Origin of the sequence: Mycobacterium mantenii, from assembly GCF_001667865.1 — a bacterium.
GTDB lineage: Bacteria > Actinomycetota > Actinomycetes > Mycobacteriales > Mycobacteriaceae > Mycobacterium > Mycobacterium mantenii_A.
In genome coordinates this window covers 1-19,901 of record NZ_LZJP01000114.1, presented here as the reverse complement: position 1 = coordinate 19,901, position 19,901 = coordinate 1, and the positions used below count along the sequence as shown (strand labels likewise).

The 19,901-nt window shown below is 69.8% G+C and carries 11 protein-coding genes and 1 pseudogene; 11 read left to right on the top strand and 1 reads right to left on the bottom strand.

Annotated elements, in window-relative coordinates; genetic code table 11:
* Positions 1–40: 40 nt before the first annotated feature.
* Genes A5688_RS22220 through A5688_RS22170 form a run of 11 tightly spaced genes read left to right on the top strand, consistent with a single transcriptional unit; the run spans position 41 to position 19,769 of the window.
* Positions 41–2,971, top strand: coding sequence for a VWA domain-containing protein (locus tag A5688_RS22220; RefSeq protein WP_067912570.1), 2,931 nt, complete (start codon positions 41–43; stop codon positions 2,969–2,971).
* Positions 2,971–6,513: a tubulin-like doman-containing protein gene (locus tag A5688_RS22215; protein WP_067912479.1), complete on the top strand. Its 3,543-nt coding sequence runs from the start codon at positions 2,971–2,973 to the stop codon at positions 6,511–6,513. Before A5688_RS22220 ends, A5688_RS22215 begins: the two co-directional genes overlap by 1 nt.
* A gap of 2 nt (positions 6,514–6,515) precedes the next feature.
* Complete coding sequence (locus A5688_RS22210) at positions 6,516–9,182, top strand: hypothetical protein (protein WP_067912475.1); 2,667 nt, start codon at positions 6,516–6,518, stop codon at positions 9,180–9,182.
* A gap of 2 nt (positions 9,183–9,184) precedes the next feature.
* The gene (locus A5688_RS22205) at positions 9,185–11,200 is read left to right on the top strand and encodes a hypothetical protein (protein ID WP_067912472.1); all 2,016 of its coding nucleotides are present in this window, start codon (positions 9,185–9,187) and stop codon (positions 11,198–11,200) included.
* Positions 11,197–13,686, top strand: coding sequence for a hypothetical protein (locus A5688_RS22200; protein ID WP_067912468.1), 2,490 nt, complete (start codon positions 11,197–11,199; stop codon positions 13,684–13,686). The genes A5688_RS22205 and A5688_RS22200 overlap by 4 nt, the downstream gene beginning before the upstream one ends.
* Positions 13,686–14,618, top strand: a complete 933-nt coding sequence (locus tag A5688_RS22195) for a hypothetical protein (protein ID WP_067912567.1) — start codon at positions 13,686–13,688, stop codon at positions 14,616–14,618. The genes A5688_RS22200 and A5688_RS22195 overlap by 1 nt, the downstream gene beginning before the upstream one ends.
* A gap of 23 nt (positions 14,619–14,641) precedes the next feature.
* Complete coding sequence (locus tag A5688_RS22190) at positions 14,642–15,796, top strand: hypothetical protein (RefSeq protein ID WP_067834690.1); 1,155 nt, start codon at positions 14,642–14,644, stop codon at positions 15,794–15,796.
* 17 nt (positions 15,797–15,813) lie between these two features.
* Positions 15,814–16,785, top strand: coding sequence for a sensor domain-containing protein (locus tag A5688_RS22185; RefSeq protein ID WP_067912465.1), 972 nt, complete (start codon positions 15,814–15,816; stop codon positions 16,783–16,785).
* Between the two features lie 3 nt (positions 16,786–16,788).
* Entirely contained in the window at positions 16,789–17,796 is a 1,008-nt protein-coding gene (locus tag A5688_RS22180; RefSeq protein ID WP_067912462.1) for a sensor domain-containing protein, read from the top strand.
* A 4-nt stretch (positions 17,797–17,800) separates the two neighbouring features.
* Complete coding sequence (locus A5688_RS22175) at positions 17,801–18,766, top strand: sensor domain-containing protein (RefSeq protein WP_067912459.1); 966 nt, start codon at positions 17,801–17,803, stop codon at positions 18,764–18,766.
* Between the two features lie 4 nt (positions 18,767–18,770).
* Positions 18,771–19,769, top strand: coding sequence for a sensor domain-containing protein (locus A5688_RS22170; RefSeq protein WP_067912457.1), 999 nt, complete (start codon positions 18,771–18,773; stop codon positions 19,767–19,769).
* A gap of 12 nt (positions 19,770–19,781) precedes the next feature.
* Here the strand turns inward: A5688_RS22170 and A5688_RS22165 are convergent.
* Positions 19,782–19,901, bottom strand: a pseudogene (locus A5688_RS22165) (cutinase family protein); the annotation flags it as partial.

Genomic DNA, 19,901 nt, shown 5'->3' with positions numbered 1-19,901 from the left:
AATATCTCGCGGCCGCAACGGCATTGCGATGCTGGCGCGCGTGCTCGCGGCCGCTTCCCTGGTCGTGGTGCTGAACCTGGTCGGCTGGGCGCCGGTGGCGTCGGCGACCGGCTCGCCGGGCGCGAGCCGATTCGGAGCGTGCCTGGCCTCGCAGAAGGCCGGCGATCTGCTGCTGTTGTTCGACGAGTCGAGCAGCCTACAACAGACCGACCCGCAGGCCGCGCGCGTGCAGGCCGCCCGCTACCTGGTGCAAACGTTGGGCAAGTACGCCGACCGGGTGAGCGCCAAGCTCGACGTCGCGGTCGCGGGCTTCTCCGACACCTATGTCCCCGAACATGATTGGACCCAGCTCACCGGCTCGACCGCCGACCGCGTCGGCGCGTCGCTGGATCCCATCGCCAAGAAGAACACCGGCATCGATACCGACTACTGGCTGGCCCTCGACGGCGCCCGGCAGGCGCTGACCACGCACGGCGGCGCGGCCGACAAGGGTCAGCGCTGTCAGGCCATCGCCTGGTTCTCCGACGGCATGATCGACTTCACCGCCCGCCCGGTCGCCAAGCCCTACGCCGACGGGGTCAAGCTGGACTCACCGGGCGGCATCCCCGACACCACCCAGAAGGCCGTGCAGTCCATCTGCCGCCCCAGCGGCCTGGCCGACCAGCTGCGGTCGAGCAACATCATCATGCTGGGAATCGGGCTGGGCGCCAAGCAGACTCCCGGCGACTTCAACGTCATGTCGGCGATCAGCACCGGCAAGGGGCTGGAGGGCATGGCGTGCGGCGCCATCACCGATCCGGTGCCCGGCGACTTCTTTCCCGTCGCCAACATCGACGACATGCTGTTCGCGTTCGACGCGCTCAACCCCGATCCCGGCGTGACCGACCAGGGCGGGGTGTGCCCGATCAAGGTGTGCCCCGAGGCGCGGCACAACTTCGTGCTGGACCGGTCAATCAAAGAGGTCAACATCCTGGGCTCCGGCGGCGTGCCCGGCGTCGAGCCCTACCTCGTCTCACCGACCGGGCAGATCCTGCCGCTGCCCAAGAAGGACGGCGCCCAAAACGTCAACGTCGACGGCGTCTCGGTGAACTACCAATGGCAATCCGAATCGGCACAGACGATCTCGCTGCAGAACGCCGCCGCCCCGCACTGGAGCGGGCAGTGGGCCATCGTCTACGTCGACACCACCGGCCAGCACCCGGACGCGGTGTCCAAGGTCAGCATCCACATCACCACCGACATCTTCCCGGCCCTGACGGGCGCCGACAAAGTCGCCTGGCACAGCGGCCAGACCCTCAAGGGCTTGGTGTTCGGTTTGGTTGACGGCCACGGCAAGCCGATGGTCCCGGCCGACCTGGCCGGTTCGGCCACCATGTCGGCCTCCCTGGGTCCCGACGGCGCCGCGCCGATTCCGCTGCTGACGGCCGCGGGCAAGGACGACATCGCCAAACCCGTCGACGCCGACCTGACCAAGGTCGCCCCGGGACACGCGACGCTGCGGATGTCGCTGGTGATCACCACCGCGTCCACCACCGATCTGAACGGCGGGCCCATCGCCGGCACGCAATTGTCGCCGCAGGAAGTCGATGTGCCGGTGCAGATTCTGCCCAAGGTCGGCCTGCCCACCCCGGGTGAGCGCATCGACTTCGGCACCGTCGAGGGCGCCAAGGGCGCGACCGCGACGCTGAACGTCACCGGCCCGGGCTGCGCCTGGATCAGCGACGCCGACGCCGTGACGGTGTCGGGAGCTCCGGACGGGATCGGCACGCCGCATGTGGGCTCACCGACGAATTCGGGCCAGCACTGCCTGAAGGTGCAGGCCGGGGAGACCGCGCAGCTGTCGGCCACCCTGCGCACCGACCACAACGGGCATGGCGGCCTCAACGGCACTGTGCCCGTGCATGTTTCGACGCTGGACAACCCCGACGACGCCCAGACCGTGCCGGTGGCCTTCACGGCGTCGATGATCAACCCGCTCAACACCATCAACTTCGTCCTGGTGCTCATCGCCGCGCTGCTGCTGGGCCCCGGGATTCCGCTGGCGCTGCTGTACGCGTCCAAGTGGTGGGTGAGCAAGATCCCCGACAATCCGCTGCTCGCCGAACGCATCCCGGTGCAGGTCGAGCACGACGCGGTGCTGCGCGGCGGCGAACCGTTGGCGATGGCCGACACCGATCTGGTGCAACCGGTGACCGGGCTGCCGCCGGGGGGCACCCGCAAGCTGTCCGTGACCGGCGTGACCCTCTCGGTTGTGATGGGGCGCGGCCCATTCGGTTCCGGCCATGTCGTCGTCGACGCCGAGGGCCTGGTCAGCGTCGGGTCGAAGCTGCCCGGATCGGACAAGACCGGCCTGCGCGCGGTGCTGCCGCTGGCGGTGCACAACACCTGGGTGCTGCTGCACAACCCGTACGGACCGGAGAACGCCGCCGAGGTGGTGCTGCTGGTGGCCGGCACCACCGACACCACCGCGCGTGAACGGCTTTACGAGGACATCGCCCAACGACTGCCCGACCTGCTCACCGGGTTGCGGTTGCGCGCCGTGCAGGCGGGCGTGTCCGCACCGTTCGCGGCGCCGGGCGAGACGGCCTCACCGTTCGGTGATACGCCCGCCGGCGTCGTGGTCGCCCCGGTCGGAGACGACCCCTTCGGTGGCGGCGATTCGCCGTTCGGGGCAGCGCCGACCCCTGCGCCGGCTTCGGCCCCTGTAGCGCCGCCGGCTCCGAAACCCTTTGCGCCGCCGCCCGCGACCGGGCCGGTGCCGCCCGGCTTCAACGAGGCGGAGACACAAGAGCGGCCGATCCCCGAACCGATACCCCGCCAAGACGACACGATGGCCGCGGGCTACCGCTACGACGAAGAGGGCGAGAGGCGCGAAGGAAGCGGGCCGCCTAGCCTCCCGCCGACCGAGGCGACGCAGCCCTCCTATCGATTTGACCCAGAACCATTCGACCCGTTCGGAGAGGGCACCTGATGCGACGATTCCTGGTAGTGGGCTGCGGCGGTTCCGGCGGCGCCACGCTGTCCCTGATGATGGACCAGCTGCGCTCCGAACTGCACACCGCTGGGATCGAAAAGCTGTTGGCCGGTTGGCAATTCGTCCACATCGACGTGCCCAGCGCGGCGGAGTCGGGCCCGGAAGGGCTGGCGAACGTCCCCGCCCAGGGCGGCAGCTACGTCGGGTGCGGACCGCAGGGCAGCAGCTACGCCGTTCTCGATGGTGCGCTGTCGCAGCGGTTGGCGGCCGAATCGGCGCTGGACACCATCGCCACCTGGGCGCCGCGCAGCCCGCAAGAGGTGTCGATCCCGATCTCGGCCGGCGCGGGGCAGTACCGGGCGATCGGGCGCATGATCACCCTGAGCAAGGCCGCCGAAATCCACGCCCGCCTGCAGGCCGCGTGGGACACGCTGTTTCGCGTCGAGACCGTGTCGGAGATGTCGACCGTCGACGTGCCGGGCATGGGTCGCTTCGACCCCAACGAGCCGCCGCTGGTGCTGGTGGTGTCGTCGATGGCCGGCGGTGCGGGCGCGTCGATGGCGCTGGACGTGTGCCGGCTGCTGACCCTGGTCACCGGTCTGGACCCCCGGTTGATGGGCGTATTCATGGTGACCCCCGACATTTTCGACTCGCTGCCGCAGAGCGCCATCATCGGCGTGCGCGCCAACGCGCTGGCGATGCTCGGCGAGATCGTGGCCAGCCAGTCCGGCGCGGCCCGCGAACACGACGTTCGCATCCTGCGCGCGCTGGGGCACCATCACGGTGAGGGGGAACCGATTCCGTTCGCCCGGGTGTTCCCGGTGGGCCGCTACATCGGCGCCGACCGCACCCTGTTTGGCGACGGGTCGCAGTACGCGGTGTACCGGGGACTGGCGCGCGGGCTGGCCGGGCTGATGATGAGCGGGCGGGCCAGCGACCAGTTCGTCGCCTACGACCTGGGCAACACCGCGTCGCCGGTGGGCGACCGCGACCTGCTGGGCTGGGGCATCTCGTCGTGGGATGTATTGCCCTGGGGCACTTACGGTTTCTCCAGCCTGAGCATGGGCCGCGACCGCTACGCCGAATACGCCGCCCAGCGGCTGGCCCGCAGCTGCGTGGACAAGCTGCTCGACGGGCACATGCAAAAGGGCAACCCGGCGTCGAGCACCGAGCAACTGGACTCGCTGCTGTCCAGCCAATGGGGCGCGCTCTGCGGCGAACTGGGGCTGCCGGCCAGCGCCGGCGACGAGCAGACCCGGGTGGGCCAGCTGGGCCGCTGGATCGGCACCGAGGCCTTCACGGCCGACACCGTCGCCGCCACGGTCAACGGCCTCATCGACCGGCAACTGCGCAACCACCTGCCCAACCCGGAAGGCGTTGCGGCCGAACAGTGGGTGCCGACCATGCGGCAGGCCGTGCACAACCGCCGCGCCGAGCTGACCCGGGCGTGCGCTGATGCGGCCTACGCCATGGCCTTTCAGTGGCACCAGGATTTCGCCAACAAGCTCGAAAAGGTGGTCGGCGCGGCCATCGCCTCGCTGGGACTGCCGTTCGCGCGCGAGGTCGTCGACCAGCTGCGCCGCCACATCGATGACCAACTCACCGCCGGGGTCGCCCAGCTGGGCAACATGGGCCCGCCCGACATCGTGGCGATCTCGCCGCAGGTGGACGCCGGGCTGAAATCACTGCACGGCGTGATGACCAACACCGACCAGGTGGTGGCCGCCGTGGTGGACGGATTCCGCGCCACCGTGCGCCGTCAGCTGTTCGCCGACGCCGCCGCGCGCATCGCCGACGTGATGCGGGTGCTGGGCGTGGAATTGCTGGTGCCGCTGCGGGATCGCCTCAGCGAGGCGATGATTCAGCTGGAGATCGCCCGCTCGGAGCCGCCGACCGATGTCGGGCTGGCCCGGCTGGCCACCGATCAGTATGCGGCCTGGCCCGCCGACGCCGACGAACTGGTGCCCAGCCGGTTCGCGGAGGCGAACAACGAAGTGCTGCTGATCAATTCGACGGCCTTCAAGGGACGCTACGAGGCCGATCTGCCCAAGGCGGTGGCCGGTGCCAACGCGATGATCCCGTTGCAGTCGGCCATCGAGGAGGCCACCACGCGGGTGATCCTGGGGGAGTGGCAGACTACCGGCGGCGTGGCCGCACCCGGCGGGTTGATCGAACGCACCGCCACCTGGGTCACCCGGGCGCTGGGCACCGACCCGGAAACCGGCCGCGCGCGGGTGCCCTCGATCGCGCAGTTCGACATCCACACCCGCCCAGTGGAATTGCTGCGCCGGGCACGCCTCTACGTCGAGCGGCCCGGGGAGTCGTTCGCGGAGTTCTGCAAGGTGTCGCTGCGCGACTACGTGCAGGGTGCGGGAGCCTCGGAGTCGGAGCTGGTGGCGCGCCGCCGCGACATCGCCACTAAGTTCGCCGAAGCGTTGTCGCTGGCGCGACCGCTGGCCAGCGTCAACGACCAGGCGCTGCAGCGGGTTCACCCCGGTCAGCAGACCGAGTATCGCTACAAGTTCTCCGAGATTCCGTTCGCCGGTCAACCGGTTGACCGCGAACTGTTCGAGGTCATCCGCAACAATCCGCGCATCGACCAGGCGACGAAGGACAACTACGGGCGGTCGCTGTCCGACGAGGACAGCGTGACGCGCATCGACATCTTCGGGTCGTATCCCAACTATTCGCCGCTGGCGTTCGACTCGGTGCTCAAGCCCGCCGCCCAGCAGTGGGCGCAGACCGCGGGGCCCGGGCGCGGCTCCTTCTGGCGGTTCCGCCGCTCGCGCCCGTTGCCGGCGTCGCTGCCGATGACCGACGAGGAGCGGCGCGCCATGACGGCCGGCTGGTTCGTCGGTCAGTTGTTGGGCCGCATCCAGATCCCCGCGTCACCGTTCACCGAGCCGGTGCGGATCTACGACGCCGACAGCGGACAGTGGCTGAACTTCCCGAACCCGCTGCTGACGCCACCGTCGGCGTTCACGGCGTCCTACGACTGGTTGCCCGCGGTGCTGGAATCGATCCTGCTGGCCATCGCGCAATCACACGAGCCGCCAGTGATGCGCTCGCTGCGGCCCTACAGCGTGCTGCGTGAGCTTTACGACGCGCACTCCCAAGACCCGCGCAGCGGCATCGTCGCGTTGTCCGCGCAGGAACTGCTGCGCGAATTCCTGCGGGTGGGCACCACCACGCCGGGCGTGCAATCCCGGGTGCCGGGGATCACCGAGGCCCAGACCGCCGACGACCGGGCCGGGGCGGCGGTCGAGTGGCTGACCACCATCCGTGATGTTGCGGCCCAATATCTTCCGGCGGACATGGCCGGAGCTGCCCCGGGCGGGGCGTTCACGACGGTGCCGACCCGCACCACTGCGTCGAATACGCCGATCTTCCGCGACCTGGCGCCCGACGTGTACGCGGCCACCGGAGCGCTGATCGACCTGATCCAGCGCGAGGCCGAGGCGCTGGCGGCCGGCGCGGCAGGTGGACCGGTGCTCGATGGCGGTGCACCCGTAGTGATTCCCGAGGGCGGGACGTTCTGACCATGGCTCGATCTCTTGCGCCGACCGATGCGCCCCCTGCCCTCACCGTGGTCGTGGCGCCCCACCTGCATACCGACGAACTCCTGGGTGTGCTGTGCGACTACTCCGCCGCGGGGCTGCTGGGCGTCTTCGCCTGGGTGGATGCCGGCGATGCGCGGGGACCTTCCACGCCGGCGACGATGGTCGGCGAGGGCAGGTCGGAAAGTGTTGTGCTGCAACAGGTGCTGACGGCCAAGCACTATGACCGGGTCCGGGTGGCGGTGCTGGTCCCGCTCGATGCTCCGGCCGACGAACGGGCGCCGCTGGCCGCCGAACAGTTCGTCGAACAGGTGGTGCGCAGCACCGCCAGGGGAGCGGGGATCACGCTGCTGCGGATGTTGCTCACCAGTGGGCGGGCCGGCGCCAGTCAGCTCAACTCGTCGGCCGTGGTGGAGGGCTGGCACAACCTTCTTGTCGCACCGGAGGATTCGCCGGCACCCGGGTTGGGTGCGGTGCCGTGGGGACATCTGGCCGAGCCGCTGGATCTGGCCCAGCGCGCAGCGCCGGTGGTGGCCGCCGTTGCGGGTCTGTGGGCCGACGTGCAGCAGACCCCGTTCGACAGCTTGGAGATCCTGCCCGGCCAGACGCTGCGCGCGGTGCGCGCGTTCTACCGCAGCCTTGACACCGCCGAGGTGGAACGACGGCTGCGGGCGCGACTGTTCGATCCGGCCGGACGTCTGCCGCTGCCGCATGGCGGCCAGGTGCCGGTGCTCTATGTCGAGGACGTGTCGGCCGCCACCCAGACGATGGCCCGGGCGCTGTGGACCAAACATCGCGATGTGTTGCGCGGCCCGCGCCTGGGCGCAGACGATGTTGCCACGCAGGCTATTTCGATCTGGGCCGCCCTGAAGATGTTCCTGCGGTTCATGGGCGGGGCGCTGCGCAACGCGCCGTCGGCATGGTTGTCGGCGGTCAAGGGATCCGTATCGGCGGTGCTGGCCTCGACCGTGCAGGGCACCGTGTTCGGCGGCCGCGAATCGGCGTTCTCGGTGGTCACCAGCAGTCAGCTCGCCGACTGGCAGGACCTCGGCCGCAGCGCCGACACCCTCAACGCGGCCATCGGCGGATCGGCGGCAAACGGGCAGCTGGCCCAGCAAGATCTCAGCCCGCTGTGGACCGACTTCGTCAACGGCGCACTCACCCTCGCCGACGGCGGACGCCGCGCCAAGGGGCTCGACCCGATCCAAGTAGGCGCGGGCGTCGGGGTGGTGGCCACTGCCGCCGACGTCGTCCCCAGCCGGGCGGACCGGTTCACGGCCATCCCGACGTCACTGGCCGCGGTGATCGGGGTCAGCGACCTGGAGCCGGCCGACGTGTTGGGCGCGGCCGACCTGCGCCAGCGGCTGCAACGCGCCTACTCCGATCCCGCGGCCGGCGTCGAGGCGCGCGGGGCGTCGACCGAACTGGAGCGCTGGCAGCAGCACGCGTCGAAAAGCTATGCCTGGCAGGCGGGGTCGATCCTGGCCGACTTCCTGGGCCGCGCCCGCACCGAGGTGGCCCAGATCGCCGAACAGATTCAGCGGGCGGCCAGCGAGATCTCGATCGACGAGCGGGTGCGCGCACGTCAACAAGCCATCGGCACCATCCTGGCCACAATGACCTGGGCGACGCTGGGCATCCTCGTCGTGCTGGCCGGCCTCGCGGTGGCCGGCTTCACCGGCTGGAAATACACGTTGGTCACCGGCGGCGTGCTGCTCGGTCTCTACGTTGTGGTGTCGCTGACGCTGTTCCTGTTCGCCCAGCGTGACATGTTCACCCTGATGAATCTGCGCAAATCGCAACAGAATCAGCTCGAGATGATGCAGGCCAATCTGCAGACAGCGCTGCAGGACGTCAGCCGCCTGTCCACCGCGTACGGTCAGTACCTGTCGTGGTGTCGCGTGCTGGGGCCGGTGCTGCGCGCCCCCTTCGGGCCGGCTCCGGCGGGGCGTTCGGCGGCGCCGCTGATCTCCGACGGGCTACCGCGCTGCGCCCAGGTCGGGGTCGCCGATCCCGGGGCCGAGCGTGCCGACGATGCGGCGCACGCCATTCAGCGCCGCCTGTATGCGCTCGGCTGGCTGACCAAGCCGTGGCAGGAGATGGTCGCCCACGCCGCGGGCCGGCTCCGGGAGGAGCCCGAAATGCTCTATCGCATGCCGGGTTTCCGGACCGGCTCGGGTCTGGATCAGTGGTCGGCCGCGGTGGCGTCCGGGCAGGTGCACTCCACCGGCGCCGAGGCGCTGTGGCAACGTGTCGAGCAGATGTTCGCCGAGGACGACCGGGTGGGCACCGCGCTGACCGGTTCGGTGCTGGCGCCGGCGATGGGACAGCATGTCGCCTCCGAGCAATTCGCCGCCGGTGTCGTCGACCATCGGCCCGGACACGCCGCCCCCTTCGACGGCTCGGTGTTCACCGACGCGGCGATGACCGCGGGCCGCAGCGCGGTGGCCATCGACACGGCCGCACTCGCGCGGCCCGGTCTGGGATTTCGGGCCGCGGTCGTGCAGGCCAGTGACGGCCTGGCGCCCTACGACTTCACCCTGTTCGAGGTGCCGTTGGCGGCCGCGTCGGGATTGGAAATGGAGAAGACCGCGGTGATCACCCACACCGAGCACCGCGACAGGCCGCCCGGTGGGGATTTGGTGTTCTAGCCATGCCCGATCCGCAACACACCGGCGACGCCGACGACCCCCGCCTGAACGCCCTGATCGCCTGGCGCCAGCGCCTGATCGATTCCGGGGCGGTGTCCAAGGCGGGCTTCAAGGAAACGCACCTGCGACTGATACTGCGGTCCGGGCGCACCGACGTGGAGCAGATCCGCGCGATGCTGCCCGGTTCGGTCGCCGAGCACGCCGAAGAGCTGGCGGCCGTTCTGGCCGAGGTGGATTCGGAGCCATCGCCGGGCCGGCATCACCGCTCGGCGCCCCTGTCGGCGGTGGGAACCGACGGCGAACCGACCGCGGCCGTCGACCAATCACCGCTCAGCGCAAGCGATTTCGCCGCATACACATTCGGCGAACAGGCCGGCCCGCCGGCCGCCGTCACCGTCAGACCGTCCCGCGACGGCGGTGGTTGCGAGCTGACCTGGACCCCGTACCTGCCGGGCGGCGACGCCGTGGTGATCTACCGGCTGGTCGCTGCGGAGGACAACGCACCGTACTCGCCGGATCGGGCCCGGTTGGTGGCGGCCACCACCGCGACCACCGCGGCCGACGACACGCCCGCGGCCTCGGCGGTGCGCTACTACCAGGTGTGGGCCAACGTCGGCGCCACCCGCGCCGAAGCGCTTGCCGCACAACCGATCAAACACGCCGAGGGCGTGGCGGTCAGCCCGGTGCGCGATTGCGTGGTCCGGCAGGACAACGGCAAGGTCATCGGCAGCTGGACGGTGCCGTCGGCGGTCAGCACCGTGTTCGTGTCCCGGATGCCGGCCGAGGAAGCCGGGCGTGAGGGGCCCCAGCACCGGATCTTGCTGGATCGCGACAACCGCGCCGGATTCGTGGACTCCGACCCGGCGCCCGGGCGGCGCTACGTGTACCGGATTCGGGCCGCGGTCCCGGTCGACGGCGTGCTGCGGCTGGCGGCCCCCGTCGACGCCGAAGTCGAAATCGCCGCCGTCCTCACGCCGGTCACCGACTTGATGGTGACGTCGGCACCGGGCGCCGCCGAGGGCTTCGAGCTCACGTGGAAGGCGCCGCCCGCCGGCGAGGTGGTGATCTATCGAAGCCAGACCGGCCCGGCCGCCGGCGCCGAGGCCACCGAGTTGCCCGAGGCCGCGCTCGAGCAGGTCGGACTCACCCCGGATTTGCGCTTGACGCAACCGATTACCGAGCAGCCCGGCCCCGACGGACGACCGCGCTCGATGATGTCGGGGGTGTCCTGGCCGACGGACTGGAGCCGCGCCTACTTCACGCCGGTCACGCTGCTGGCGGGTCGTGCCTTGCTGGGCAAGACTTTCTGCTCGGTGCGCACCGGGCTCATCCGGGATGTCGAGCTGGCCGAATACTGCAACAAGCAGGTCCTCACGTTCGACTGGCCGCAGGGCGCCGCCGTCGTCGTGGTGTACCTCGCACCCAAGGGATACGACCCGCGCAACGGTTTGACCGGTACCTCCTACGAAATCACCGTCGAGCAGTACGAGAAGTACGGCGGCCTGCAGCTGCCCAACGGCAAACTGCCGGTGAGCGGTTGCTCCCTGCACCTGGCGCCGGTGGCGTTCTCCGCCGGCCGCCGCGCGATCGGAACCGTGCGCAGCATCGAGTACGCGGGCCTGCTGCGCTTGCAATACGCCGTGCAGTTGAGCCGCGACCCGCAGGGACAGCCCTCGCACGCCACCATCTACCTACGGTCCGAATACGAAGTGCCGGGATCGCCGGCGTTCGTCCTGGTCAACCATCCCGATCGAATTCCGTTGTCGCCCACCGATGGTGAAGCGCTCGACGCCGCCCCGCTGGACGCGCAGGGCGGGTTGGCGGCCACCCCGTCCAAGGAACTGCGGTGGTCGGCCTTGACCACCGCCGGCACCGCCGAACCGTGGGCCGTCGACCTGCGGGGCCGGCGCGGATGGATCAGGCTGTTCGTCAACACCCCCTCGGCCGCACGGCTGCGCACCATCGCACTACTGGACCCGCCGGTGCACAACCTGCGCTTGAGCGTGGGCGCGCCATGACCCCCCGCTACGGACAACTCGCCTACACGAGCTTCGACCAGCCGGGCGGCAGGGGAGGCTGGCAGGTCAAGCAGACCACCGGGGACCTGTCACCCGAGGAGACGCAGCGGTTGGCGTCCGGTGTCCGCACCGCGTTTCGCCCGGTCGCACCGCTGCCCGACTATCCCACCCCCGAACAGTTGGATGCGGCGCCACGACGCCTCGAATACCGCCGATGGGCCGCCGACGCCGCGGGCTACTGGCACACCGTCGCCGCCGGTGCCGACAGCACCGGCCGGCCGGGCAACGTGTTCGCCCACGTATTGCTGGACCGCGCACCGGATTCCGCACCGCGCATCCGCCCCATCCAGCGGTGGGGCTCGCCGGCCTGGTTGCGTCCGTTCGGTGCCGCCGCCGTCGCGCACGCCGCCCTGCCGGCCGACCCGCCAGGCGCGGCACAGGTCGTCACCCGGGAAAGCGCGATCGCGTTCGCACTGGACACCAGCACCTGGCGGGTGGGCACCCTGCTCGGACTGCTGGACGCCGTCGCGGCCGCGCTCAATGGTGGCGCACCCGTCGCCCTGGGCGTCGTCTCCGTCGACTCGGCCGCGCAGTGGATCGGCCTGGTGAGCTTTCTGATGTCGCCGGGAACCGCGGCGACCCTGAACTTCAGCACCTTCGACCGCGCCGACCAGCTCGGCCCCGCGCAGCACGCCATCCAGCACCTGGCCGCCGTGCCCGTCGGTGACTTAGGCACGGTCCCACCCGGTTTCGTCGTCATCGACGAGACCGCGACGCTGTCGCTGGGTGAGCTGGGTGGCGAACCGCATCGCACGGCGGCCGGCCAGGCGATCGACGTCACCGCCTGGTCGGTGATGGCCCAGGAGGCCCTGCTCGACCCGCAGTCGGCGCTCGCGGTGCTCGACGAACTCGACCACCGTGCCGCGCAGACCCAGGACCGGGACCTGCACCCCGCCTGGCCGCTGGCGGTCACGATCGCCGCCGACGCGGCCTTCGCCGCCGCCCACCCCGAAGCGAACGCGATCATCACCGCACACTCACCGGCCCGCATCATCCCCGGCTCGCCGACCGAACGCCTTGTCGACGAGGCGCTTTCGGCCCTGGTCGGCCATACCACGCCCGACGCCTGGAAGGCGGCCGAACAAAACCTGCCCGGCTTCGCCGGCGAGCACGCCGCGCTGACCTACCTGTGCCGCGCGATCGGCGACGACACCTGGCTGGATCAGCTCGGCCCGATCCCGTTGGGCGGCAACACCTATCACGGCCGACCGGTGCCCGAAGCGCTGGCGGACGCGCTCGGGCCGGCGCTGCAGCGGGCCAGTGCCAGCGGTGATCCGCAACGGCTGCTCAAGCTGGTCGACCTGCTGCTGCGCGCCGGCATCGACGATGACCGCCTGACTCAGGCGCTCACCGACCAGGTGGCAGCCCAGCTGGCCGATCCGCACACCGGGCCCACGCTGGCCCGACGGCTGACGCACCGGCTTGCCCCCGAAACACGCATCGCCGCGGCCGCCGCGACACTGCGTCTGAGTTGCGAAGGCGCCACGGCGATTAGCGACGCCGTGCTGGAGTGGTTCGCCGACGGGTCCACCATGCCCTCGCCGGGCGAACTGTTGGGCGCGCAACCGTGGGATGCAACGTGGACCCGCGCGGCGGTGTGCGGCATGCGCGCCGAGCGCAACCCGAGCGAGGCGGACTGCTTCGCCGAGCTGTGGTGGCTGGCGGCCACTGGATCGCCGCGCCGCGACGAACTGGCGGCCCGCCACCTCTGGGATCCCGCACAACTGGCGGCGGCCGGCGGTGCCGCGTTGAGCACCCCGGCGCTGTTGCCGACCCTGCTGGGCGCACCCGACAGCGAATCGCTGACCCGGCTCGCCGACGAGATCACCGCCGCCAACCACGATGACCTCGCGGTGGCATGCGCCGCGCTGCGCATGGTCAGCCCGGCGTCGTGGGTGCAGCGCGGCTACATCAACACCCATCAAAGGGCCTACGTCCGACTCTGGGACATGGCACTGGGCGAAACCGCCAGCGGCGCAGTGCACGCCGACTGCGCGGTGCGGGTGACGGTGCTGGCGGTCCTGGGCCTGATCGCGGGACAGCCGCGACCGGTCCTGGCGGGGCAACTGGCTGCCGATCCGGCGGTGGCCGGCGCCGCCACCGAGCAGGTGCTGGCCCTGGTCGACAACGACATCGTCACGGCCGCTGAGGTTTTAGCGGCCAGCCTGCTACGCATCGACGCCGCCGAATCCGGCGATGCCGTCGATGGTGTGCTGGCCGCGGCCGCCACCGGGCTTGCCGCGAGCCGGCACTTCGGCGACGACGACCAGGAGGGGGTGCTCGCGGTGATGATGCGCATGGCCGGCAGCAACGAGGGATCGCCGCCACGGCGATACCGGAAGTTGATGGCCACGATGCTGGCCCGCCGCGGCGACGGGCGAGCGCCGTTGACGGCCCCGCCGGCTCAGATGTGGAGGAACCACTGATGCCGATCTATGCCCTGACCGCGCGCAATCAGCGCGCGCACATACCCGTTGCGCCGCTTTCTGTTTCCATCACCGGCGCGGTGCACGACGCCGCGCTCGACATACAGGGCGCGCCGGGTCAGCCCGTGGTGCGGTCCAGCCCGCAGCACGTCGTGTTGCCCTCGCTGACAGGCCCCGTCACCATCGCCGTGCGGCCCGCGTTCACGACGCAATTCGGTGCGGGCACCGTCGTGCACCTGGCGATCGCGCACGACGTGCCCGACGAGGCCGACCCGGTGCAGGTGCTGTTCGATCCGGTCGACGTCAGCGGCGACGCCGCGGTGGCGTTCGCCGAGTTGCGTCCGGCCGGCCACCACATCGAAGTCAACGTCACCGCGGCCGCCGACACGGCGCTGAGCCCGCTTGCGGCCGCGGCGCGCACCTCGGCGCGGCGTCTGATCGGCCGGGACCGCAAACAGGGCCACGCCGAACTCGTCGTCGCGCTGAACAGTTCGGCGTCGATGCGACCCTGGTTTGCCGACGGCAGCGCGGCCGCGGCCACCGACGTGGCGGTCGGGGTGGCCGACGCCCTCGGAATTCGCGACGTCGCCGCGGTTCTCGTCGGCGCCGACGTCACCAAGGTCTCGGCGGACGGCCACGGCTCCGGGCCGGGCATGGATCTGGCCGACGCGGTGCGCAAGGTGCAGCCGCGATGGTCGGCGGGCGCGCGCTGGTCGCGGCTGCGGACCGACATCGCCACCGTGGCCTGTTCGGACTTCCCGGCCAGCGGTGTGCACCGCGGATTCGCGTTGATCACCTTGTCCGACGACCGCCGCGTCGCCGGGCCCCGGCTGCCGGCGCCGCGCTCGGGGCAGGACGCCGCCGCGGAACTGCTGGCCCATCCGCAGGTGCTGGACGAGATCACCGCCGGGCTGGTTCGGGCCCTGACATGAGCGCTCCGGCTGCCCAGGCGATCTTGACGAAATGTCCACGCTGCTTTGCCCTTCTGGATCCCGACCATCACCTGTGGACGTTGGCGCCCACCAGTGGCGCCCCCCGCTACCTCGACGAGGTCGGCTCGGCGTTCCTGGGCGCCAAAGCCGACATCGGGCCGATGTTCCGGTGGGATCGCCCGCCCGGATACAACGGTCCACCGCCGCCGAACATCGCCGCCCAGGCCTTGCGCGGGCCCGTCCTGGAGATCTGCCCGGTCTGCCACTTCACGTTGCCCGACCGGTGGCGCGAGGGTCAGGCCTATTGCATCGCGATGGCGGGCGCCCGCGCCACCGGCAAGAGCCTCTACATCGCCGTGCTGGTCCGGCAACTGCAACTGCTGTGCGAGCACCTCGGATTCGCGATGGCGCCCGCGACGCGCTCGACGGCCGTCGCGTACACCACCCATTACGAGACACCGCTGTACGTGCAACGCGGACTGATCCCGCCGACGCCCACGATGATGACCCAGACGTCCACCCAGCGCGAGCCGCTGATCTTCAGCCTGGGCACCTGGCATGGGGTGCAGCGTTACCTGGTGCTGCGCGACGTCGCCGGTGAGGACATGGAATCGGGGAACCTGCATTCCGCGCCGTTTCGGTTCTTCAGCAATGCCGAGGCCGTCTTCTTCATGTTCGATCCGCTTCGGGTGCAATCGATTCGGGACCAGTTGCAGGACCTGCTGCCCCCGCAGATGGTCAGCGGGGGAGACCCGCGCGGCGTGCTCAACAACGTGATGATGGCCATCGGCTCCGGCGAACCGCGCCTGGCGGTCATCCTGTCGAAGTTCGACGCCCTGCGGGCGCTGCGCGACGTCGACGGCTCCGAGTGGAGCATGGTGATGTCCAACACCGGCGCCGCCTACCTGCGCGATCCGTCCGACTCCGTGCTCTACGACGACAACGACGGTCAACTGCTGCACGAAGAGGTTCGCAGCCTGCTCACCCGTCTCAACGCCGGCTCGATCATCGCCGGGGTGGAAAACCCCTCCACGCCAAGGAGGTTGCGGCACCGGTTCTTCGTGGTGTCTGCGCTCGGGCAGCCACCCAGCGGCCAGCGGCTCCACGCCCGCGGCATCGCCCCGTTCCGCTGTGTTGACCCGGTCCGCTGGGTCACCTCGAGCTTCGGCGTGCTCTAGGTTTTGGTACGACGACCATGACCGAACCCACCCACAATCCCCCCCAGCACAACCCTTTTGGTGATACCCCGTTCGGCAGCGCCCCGCCCGGGCCGCCGGTGTATTCGGCGCCGCCTACGCCGCCTCCGGATCGGCGGCCGGTCAACGCATTGGCGACGTTGTCGGTGGTGTTCGCGTTCGTGTTCGCCCCCGTCGGGGCGGTTCTGGGGCACCTGGGTCTTCGGCAGGTCCGGCGCACCGGGGAGCGCGGCCGAGACCGCGCCCTGGTCGGCATCCTGCTGTCGTATGCGGTAATCGTCGTCGCAGTGGGCGGTTTGGTGGTTTTGCTCACCCGGCCCGATAGCCCTGGCGCCCGCACCGCCGCGCCCACCACCACGGCGCGCCAGCCCACCGTGGCGGCCGCCGATCTGGCGAACTTGGAGCCCACCCTCGACGATGTCAAAACCATTACCGGCGACCAGCTCCTGATAGCGGGCACCACCTTGCATCGGCCCAACATCGGCAATGCCATGGGTCAGACCCTCGACCGCCCGGAGTGCAAAGTCGCGATCGACGCAGGGATTCCGGACTCCTACGACGCCGGAGTGATGCTTGGGTTCTACATGCCGGCGTTCATCGACCGGGGCGACCCCTACAACACCGTCGCGGTCGGCTCGGCGGTCACGGCGTTCCTTGATTCGGCCACCGCGCAAGCCCAACAGGCGAAGATGCTCTCGACATGGAGCAAATGCGGCGCGAGCCCGTCGGTGCAAGTCACCTTTCCGGACGGGCGCCCGTTCACGTTTCAAGTGAAGGGCCCGAATTCGACTGGCAACGGGGTTACCACGATGGAATTCGTGACCGAAACCGAGATGTCCGTGCATGCCGTCGCGACCAAGGCGAACGTCGTCATTGACTTGTTGGTGTCCTACACCGGAAAAGGTGTGGACCGCGCCCGGCAAGCCGCGGTGGACGTCGCCAACCAGATACTCAACAAGATCCCGGGCTGAACCATGACCAATCCGCAGAATCCATTCGGGCCCAATGCCTTCGGTGGCAACCCCTATGGTGGGGCTCCGTATGGCGGAATGCCGCCGGGGCCGCCGGTGTACACATCCCCGCCTCCGCAACACCCGCGCGCCAACATCTTCGCAACGTTGTCGGTGGTGTTCGCGTTCGTCTTCGCGCCCGCCGGGGCGGTGCTGGGGCATCTCGGCCTGGCGCAGATACGCCGCTCCGGCGAGCGCGGCCGTGACCGCGCGATCGTGGGATTGATGCTGTCGTATGCGGTTATCACGCTTACGGTGGTGGCCGTGGTGGCGTGGGCGACCCAGTCCGACGGCAGTTCGTCGCGGACCGCGTCACGGACCAGTGCGGCGGTCTCGACCGGTGCGAGTTCGGCACCGCCGTCGTCCATGGTCACGCCGACGGGCCTACCCAGGTTGCTCCCGACCCTCGAGGACGTCAAGCGGTTCATGGGAGACCCCAGTCTGGTTGCCCTGCCGCCGACATTCAAGCCCGGCCCGGACTCCGACAGCGCGTCCGTGGATCGGCCCGAATGCTGGCCGGTCATGGGCGGCGGCGCCCCGAACACCGATACGCAAGCCCTCGTCGGTTACTACGGGTTGGTGTTGATCGACGACCACGACATACCCGCCCTCAAGGAAGCCGGCCAGGTACTGATGGCATTTCGGGACCCGCCTGCCGCGCAGCGACAGTTGGCGAACCTGGTGTCGATTTGGCGTAAATGTGGAGGATCGACGATGAACATCCTGCCGCCCGCAGGCAAGCAGTCGCCGCCGGTCGCGGTGTCGATGGGGGTCCCCTCCGACGCGGGAAACGGCATCACCGCAATGGTTTTGACAGCCCAGGGCCCTATGCTGCGGTCGCGCAACGATCGAGCGATCGTCGCCAAAAACAATGTGGTCGTCGACATCAACGTCGTGCTGGTGGACACCGACCGGGGCCAACAGGCGGCTCTGGACATCGCCAACTACGTCCTTAACAAGATCCCGGGTTGAGCCGATGACGAATCCATTTGGTTCGAGTCCGTTTCAGCCGAATCCGTTCGGTTCGGGTCCGCCGGGAGTGCACCAGCCGCCGCAGCCGCCACCGGTCCCGCCGCGTGATGAGGCCAATGTGTTGGCGACGTTGTCGGTGGTGTTCGCGTTCGTCTTCGCTCCGGCGGGTTTGATTCTGGGGCACTTGGGTTTAGCGCAGATCCGCCGCACCGGGCAGCGCGGACGCGACCGCTCGCTCGTCGGGGTGACGCTGTCGTATGTGTTCATCACCGCGGTGGTGGTCGCGCTGATCGTCGGGGCGGTCATGCCTGATTCAAGTCCGACTCGGGCCGCGGCACCCGCTACGACCACCCTGAGGCCGCCGCCGCCCACCGTGGCGCCCGCCGATCTGGACAGGCTGCTGCCGACCCTCGACGACGTCAAGAACATGACCGGCGACACCGCGCTGACCGTGTACACGACATACCACCGACCCACCCTCGATCCACAGGCGAGCACCATCGACCGACCGGACTGCCTGGGCGCGTTCGGTTTCGGCGAGCCCTCTGTCTACGACATGTCAGAGGTCGGCGGCTACTCCGAGTCGAATTTTCTCGACACCAACGAGCCCTTCGATCAGTGGAGCATCGGTGGAGCCGTCGCGGCGTACCACGCTGCGGCGGCGGCGCAGGCACAGCTTGCCAAGCTGCAATCCATCTGGCGTCGATGCGGCGGGTCAACGTTCAACGAGACCCGTAAGGACGGCAAGACGTACCCGGTGTCCATGACGCCGCCGGCCGACGCAGGAAACGGCATCACCACCCTGGAAACCACGTCGGACACGCCGATCCGCATTTTTGGTGTCCGTGCCGTCGCCGCGAAGACGAATGTGGTGATCGACGTCGGTGTATGGGCCACCAGCAGCGCCGACCGCAGCCGCCAAACCGCACTCGCCATCGCCAACTTCATCCTCAGCAAGATCCCGGGCTAGGCACATGACAAACCCCTTCGGCCCGTTTCAGCCGAATCCTTTCGGTGCCGGCCCGCCGGGGCTGCACCAGCAGCCGCCGCAACCGCCTCCGGCCCCGCCGCGTGATGAGGCCAATGTGCTGGCGACGTTGTCGGTGGTGTTCGCGTTCGTCTTCGCACCGGCGGGATTGATCCTGGGGCACTTGGGTTTAGCGCAGATCCGCCGCACCGGGCAGCGCGGCCGCGATCGCGCCTTAGTGGGGGTGACGCTGTCGTATGTGTTCATCACCGCGGCGGTGGTCGCACTGATCGTCGGCGCAACGGTGAAGACCGACCCATCTCGGGCGGCCGCACCCACGACCACCACGACCGCAGCGCGCACCGCCACCACGACCACCACGACGCCTCCTCCACCACCGCCGCCTACCGTGGCGCCGGCCGATGTGGACGGGTTGTTGCCCAGCCTCGAGGACGCCGAGAGCATCACCGGCGACCACGCGATGACCGCGCAGCGAGCGTTACACCAACCCACGCCCGACCCTGAGCGGGGCAGCAGCGACCGCCCGGATTGCTGGCCCGTCATGGAGGCCGGCGCCCCGGAGGGCTACGACGTCCCGGCCATCCTCGGGTTCTCCGCGTCGGAATTCGCCGACACCCGCGACCCCTACAACCAGTGGGTCACCGCCCAGGCCGTCGCGGCATTCCACGACTCGACGACCGCGCAGGCGCAATTCACCAGGCTGCAGGCAGTCATGCGTCAATGTGGCGGCTCCACCCTGCACGCGACCTGGCCCAACGGGAAAACCTACCCGGTCGTGATGAACCCGCCCGTCGATGCCGGCAACGGCGTCAGCACCTTGGAGTTGGTGCCGCAGACGCCGATCCACATCTTCTGCGTGCATGCGTCCGCCGCCAAGGCCAACGTGACCATCGACCTGGAAGCGTGCTCCACCAAGACCGCCGACCGCAGCCAGCAAGCCGCACTGGCCGTCGCTAACCTGATTCTCGGCCGGATCCCCGGCTAGCCGAGCGGCTGCTCAGCTGCCGAAGCCGGCCGCCGGCGCCGCGACCGGAGCCGCCCCGCCGGTGCCCAGGTGGCTGGAGGCGAAGGCGACGCCCTTGTCGATCATGGCGCCGTCGTCGGCGTAGGTGTCGTG

Coding starts and splice junctions, on each gene's coding strand:
- A5688_RS22210 (WP_067912475.1), top strand. CDS start 6,516: ATGGCTCGATCTCTTGCGCCGACCGATGCGCCCCCTGCCCTCACCGTG.
- A5688_RS22185 (WP_067912465.1), top strand. CDS start 15,814: ATGACCGAACCCACCCACAATCCCCCCCAGCACAACCCTTTTGGTGAT.
- A5688_RS22175 (WP_067912459.1), top strand. CDS start 17,801: ATGACGAATCCATTTGGTTCGAGTCCGTTTCAGCCGAATCCGTTCGGT.
- A5688_RS22200 (WP_067912468.1), top strand. CDS start 11,197: ATGACCCCCCGCTACGGACAACTCGCCTACACGAGCTTCGACCAGCCG.
- A5688_RS22195 (WP_067912567.1), top strand. CDS start 13,686: ATGCCGATCTATGCCCTGACCGCGCGCAATCAGCGCGCGCACATACCC.
- A5688_RS22180 (WP_067912462.1), top strand. CDS start 16,789: ATGACCAATCCGCAGAATCCATTCGGGCCCAATGCCTTCGGTGGCAAC.
- A5688_RS22170 (WP_067912457.1), top strand. CDS start 18,771: ATGACAAACCCCTTCGGCCCGTTTCAGCCGAATCCTTTCGGTGCCGGC.
- A5688_RS22215 (WP_067912479.1), top strand. CDS start 2,971: ATGCGACGATTCCTGGTAGTGGGCTGCGGCGGTTCCGGCGGCGCCACG.
- A5688_RS22205 (WP_067912472.1), top strand. CDS start 9,185: ATGCCCGATCCGCAACACACCGGCGACGCCGACGACCCCCGCCTGAAC.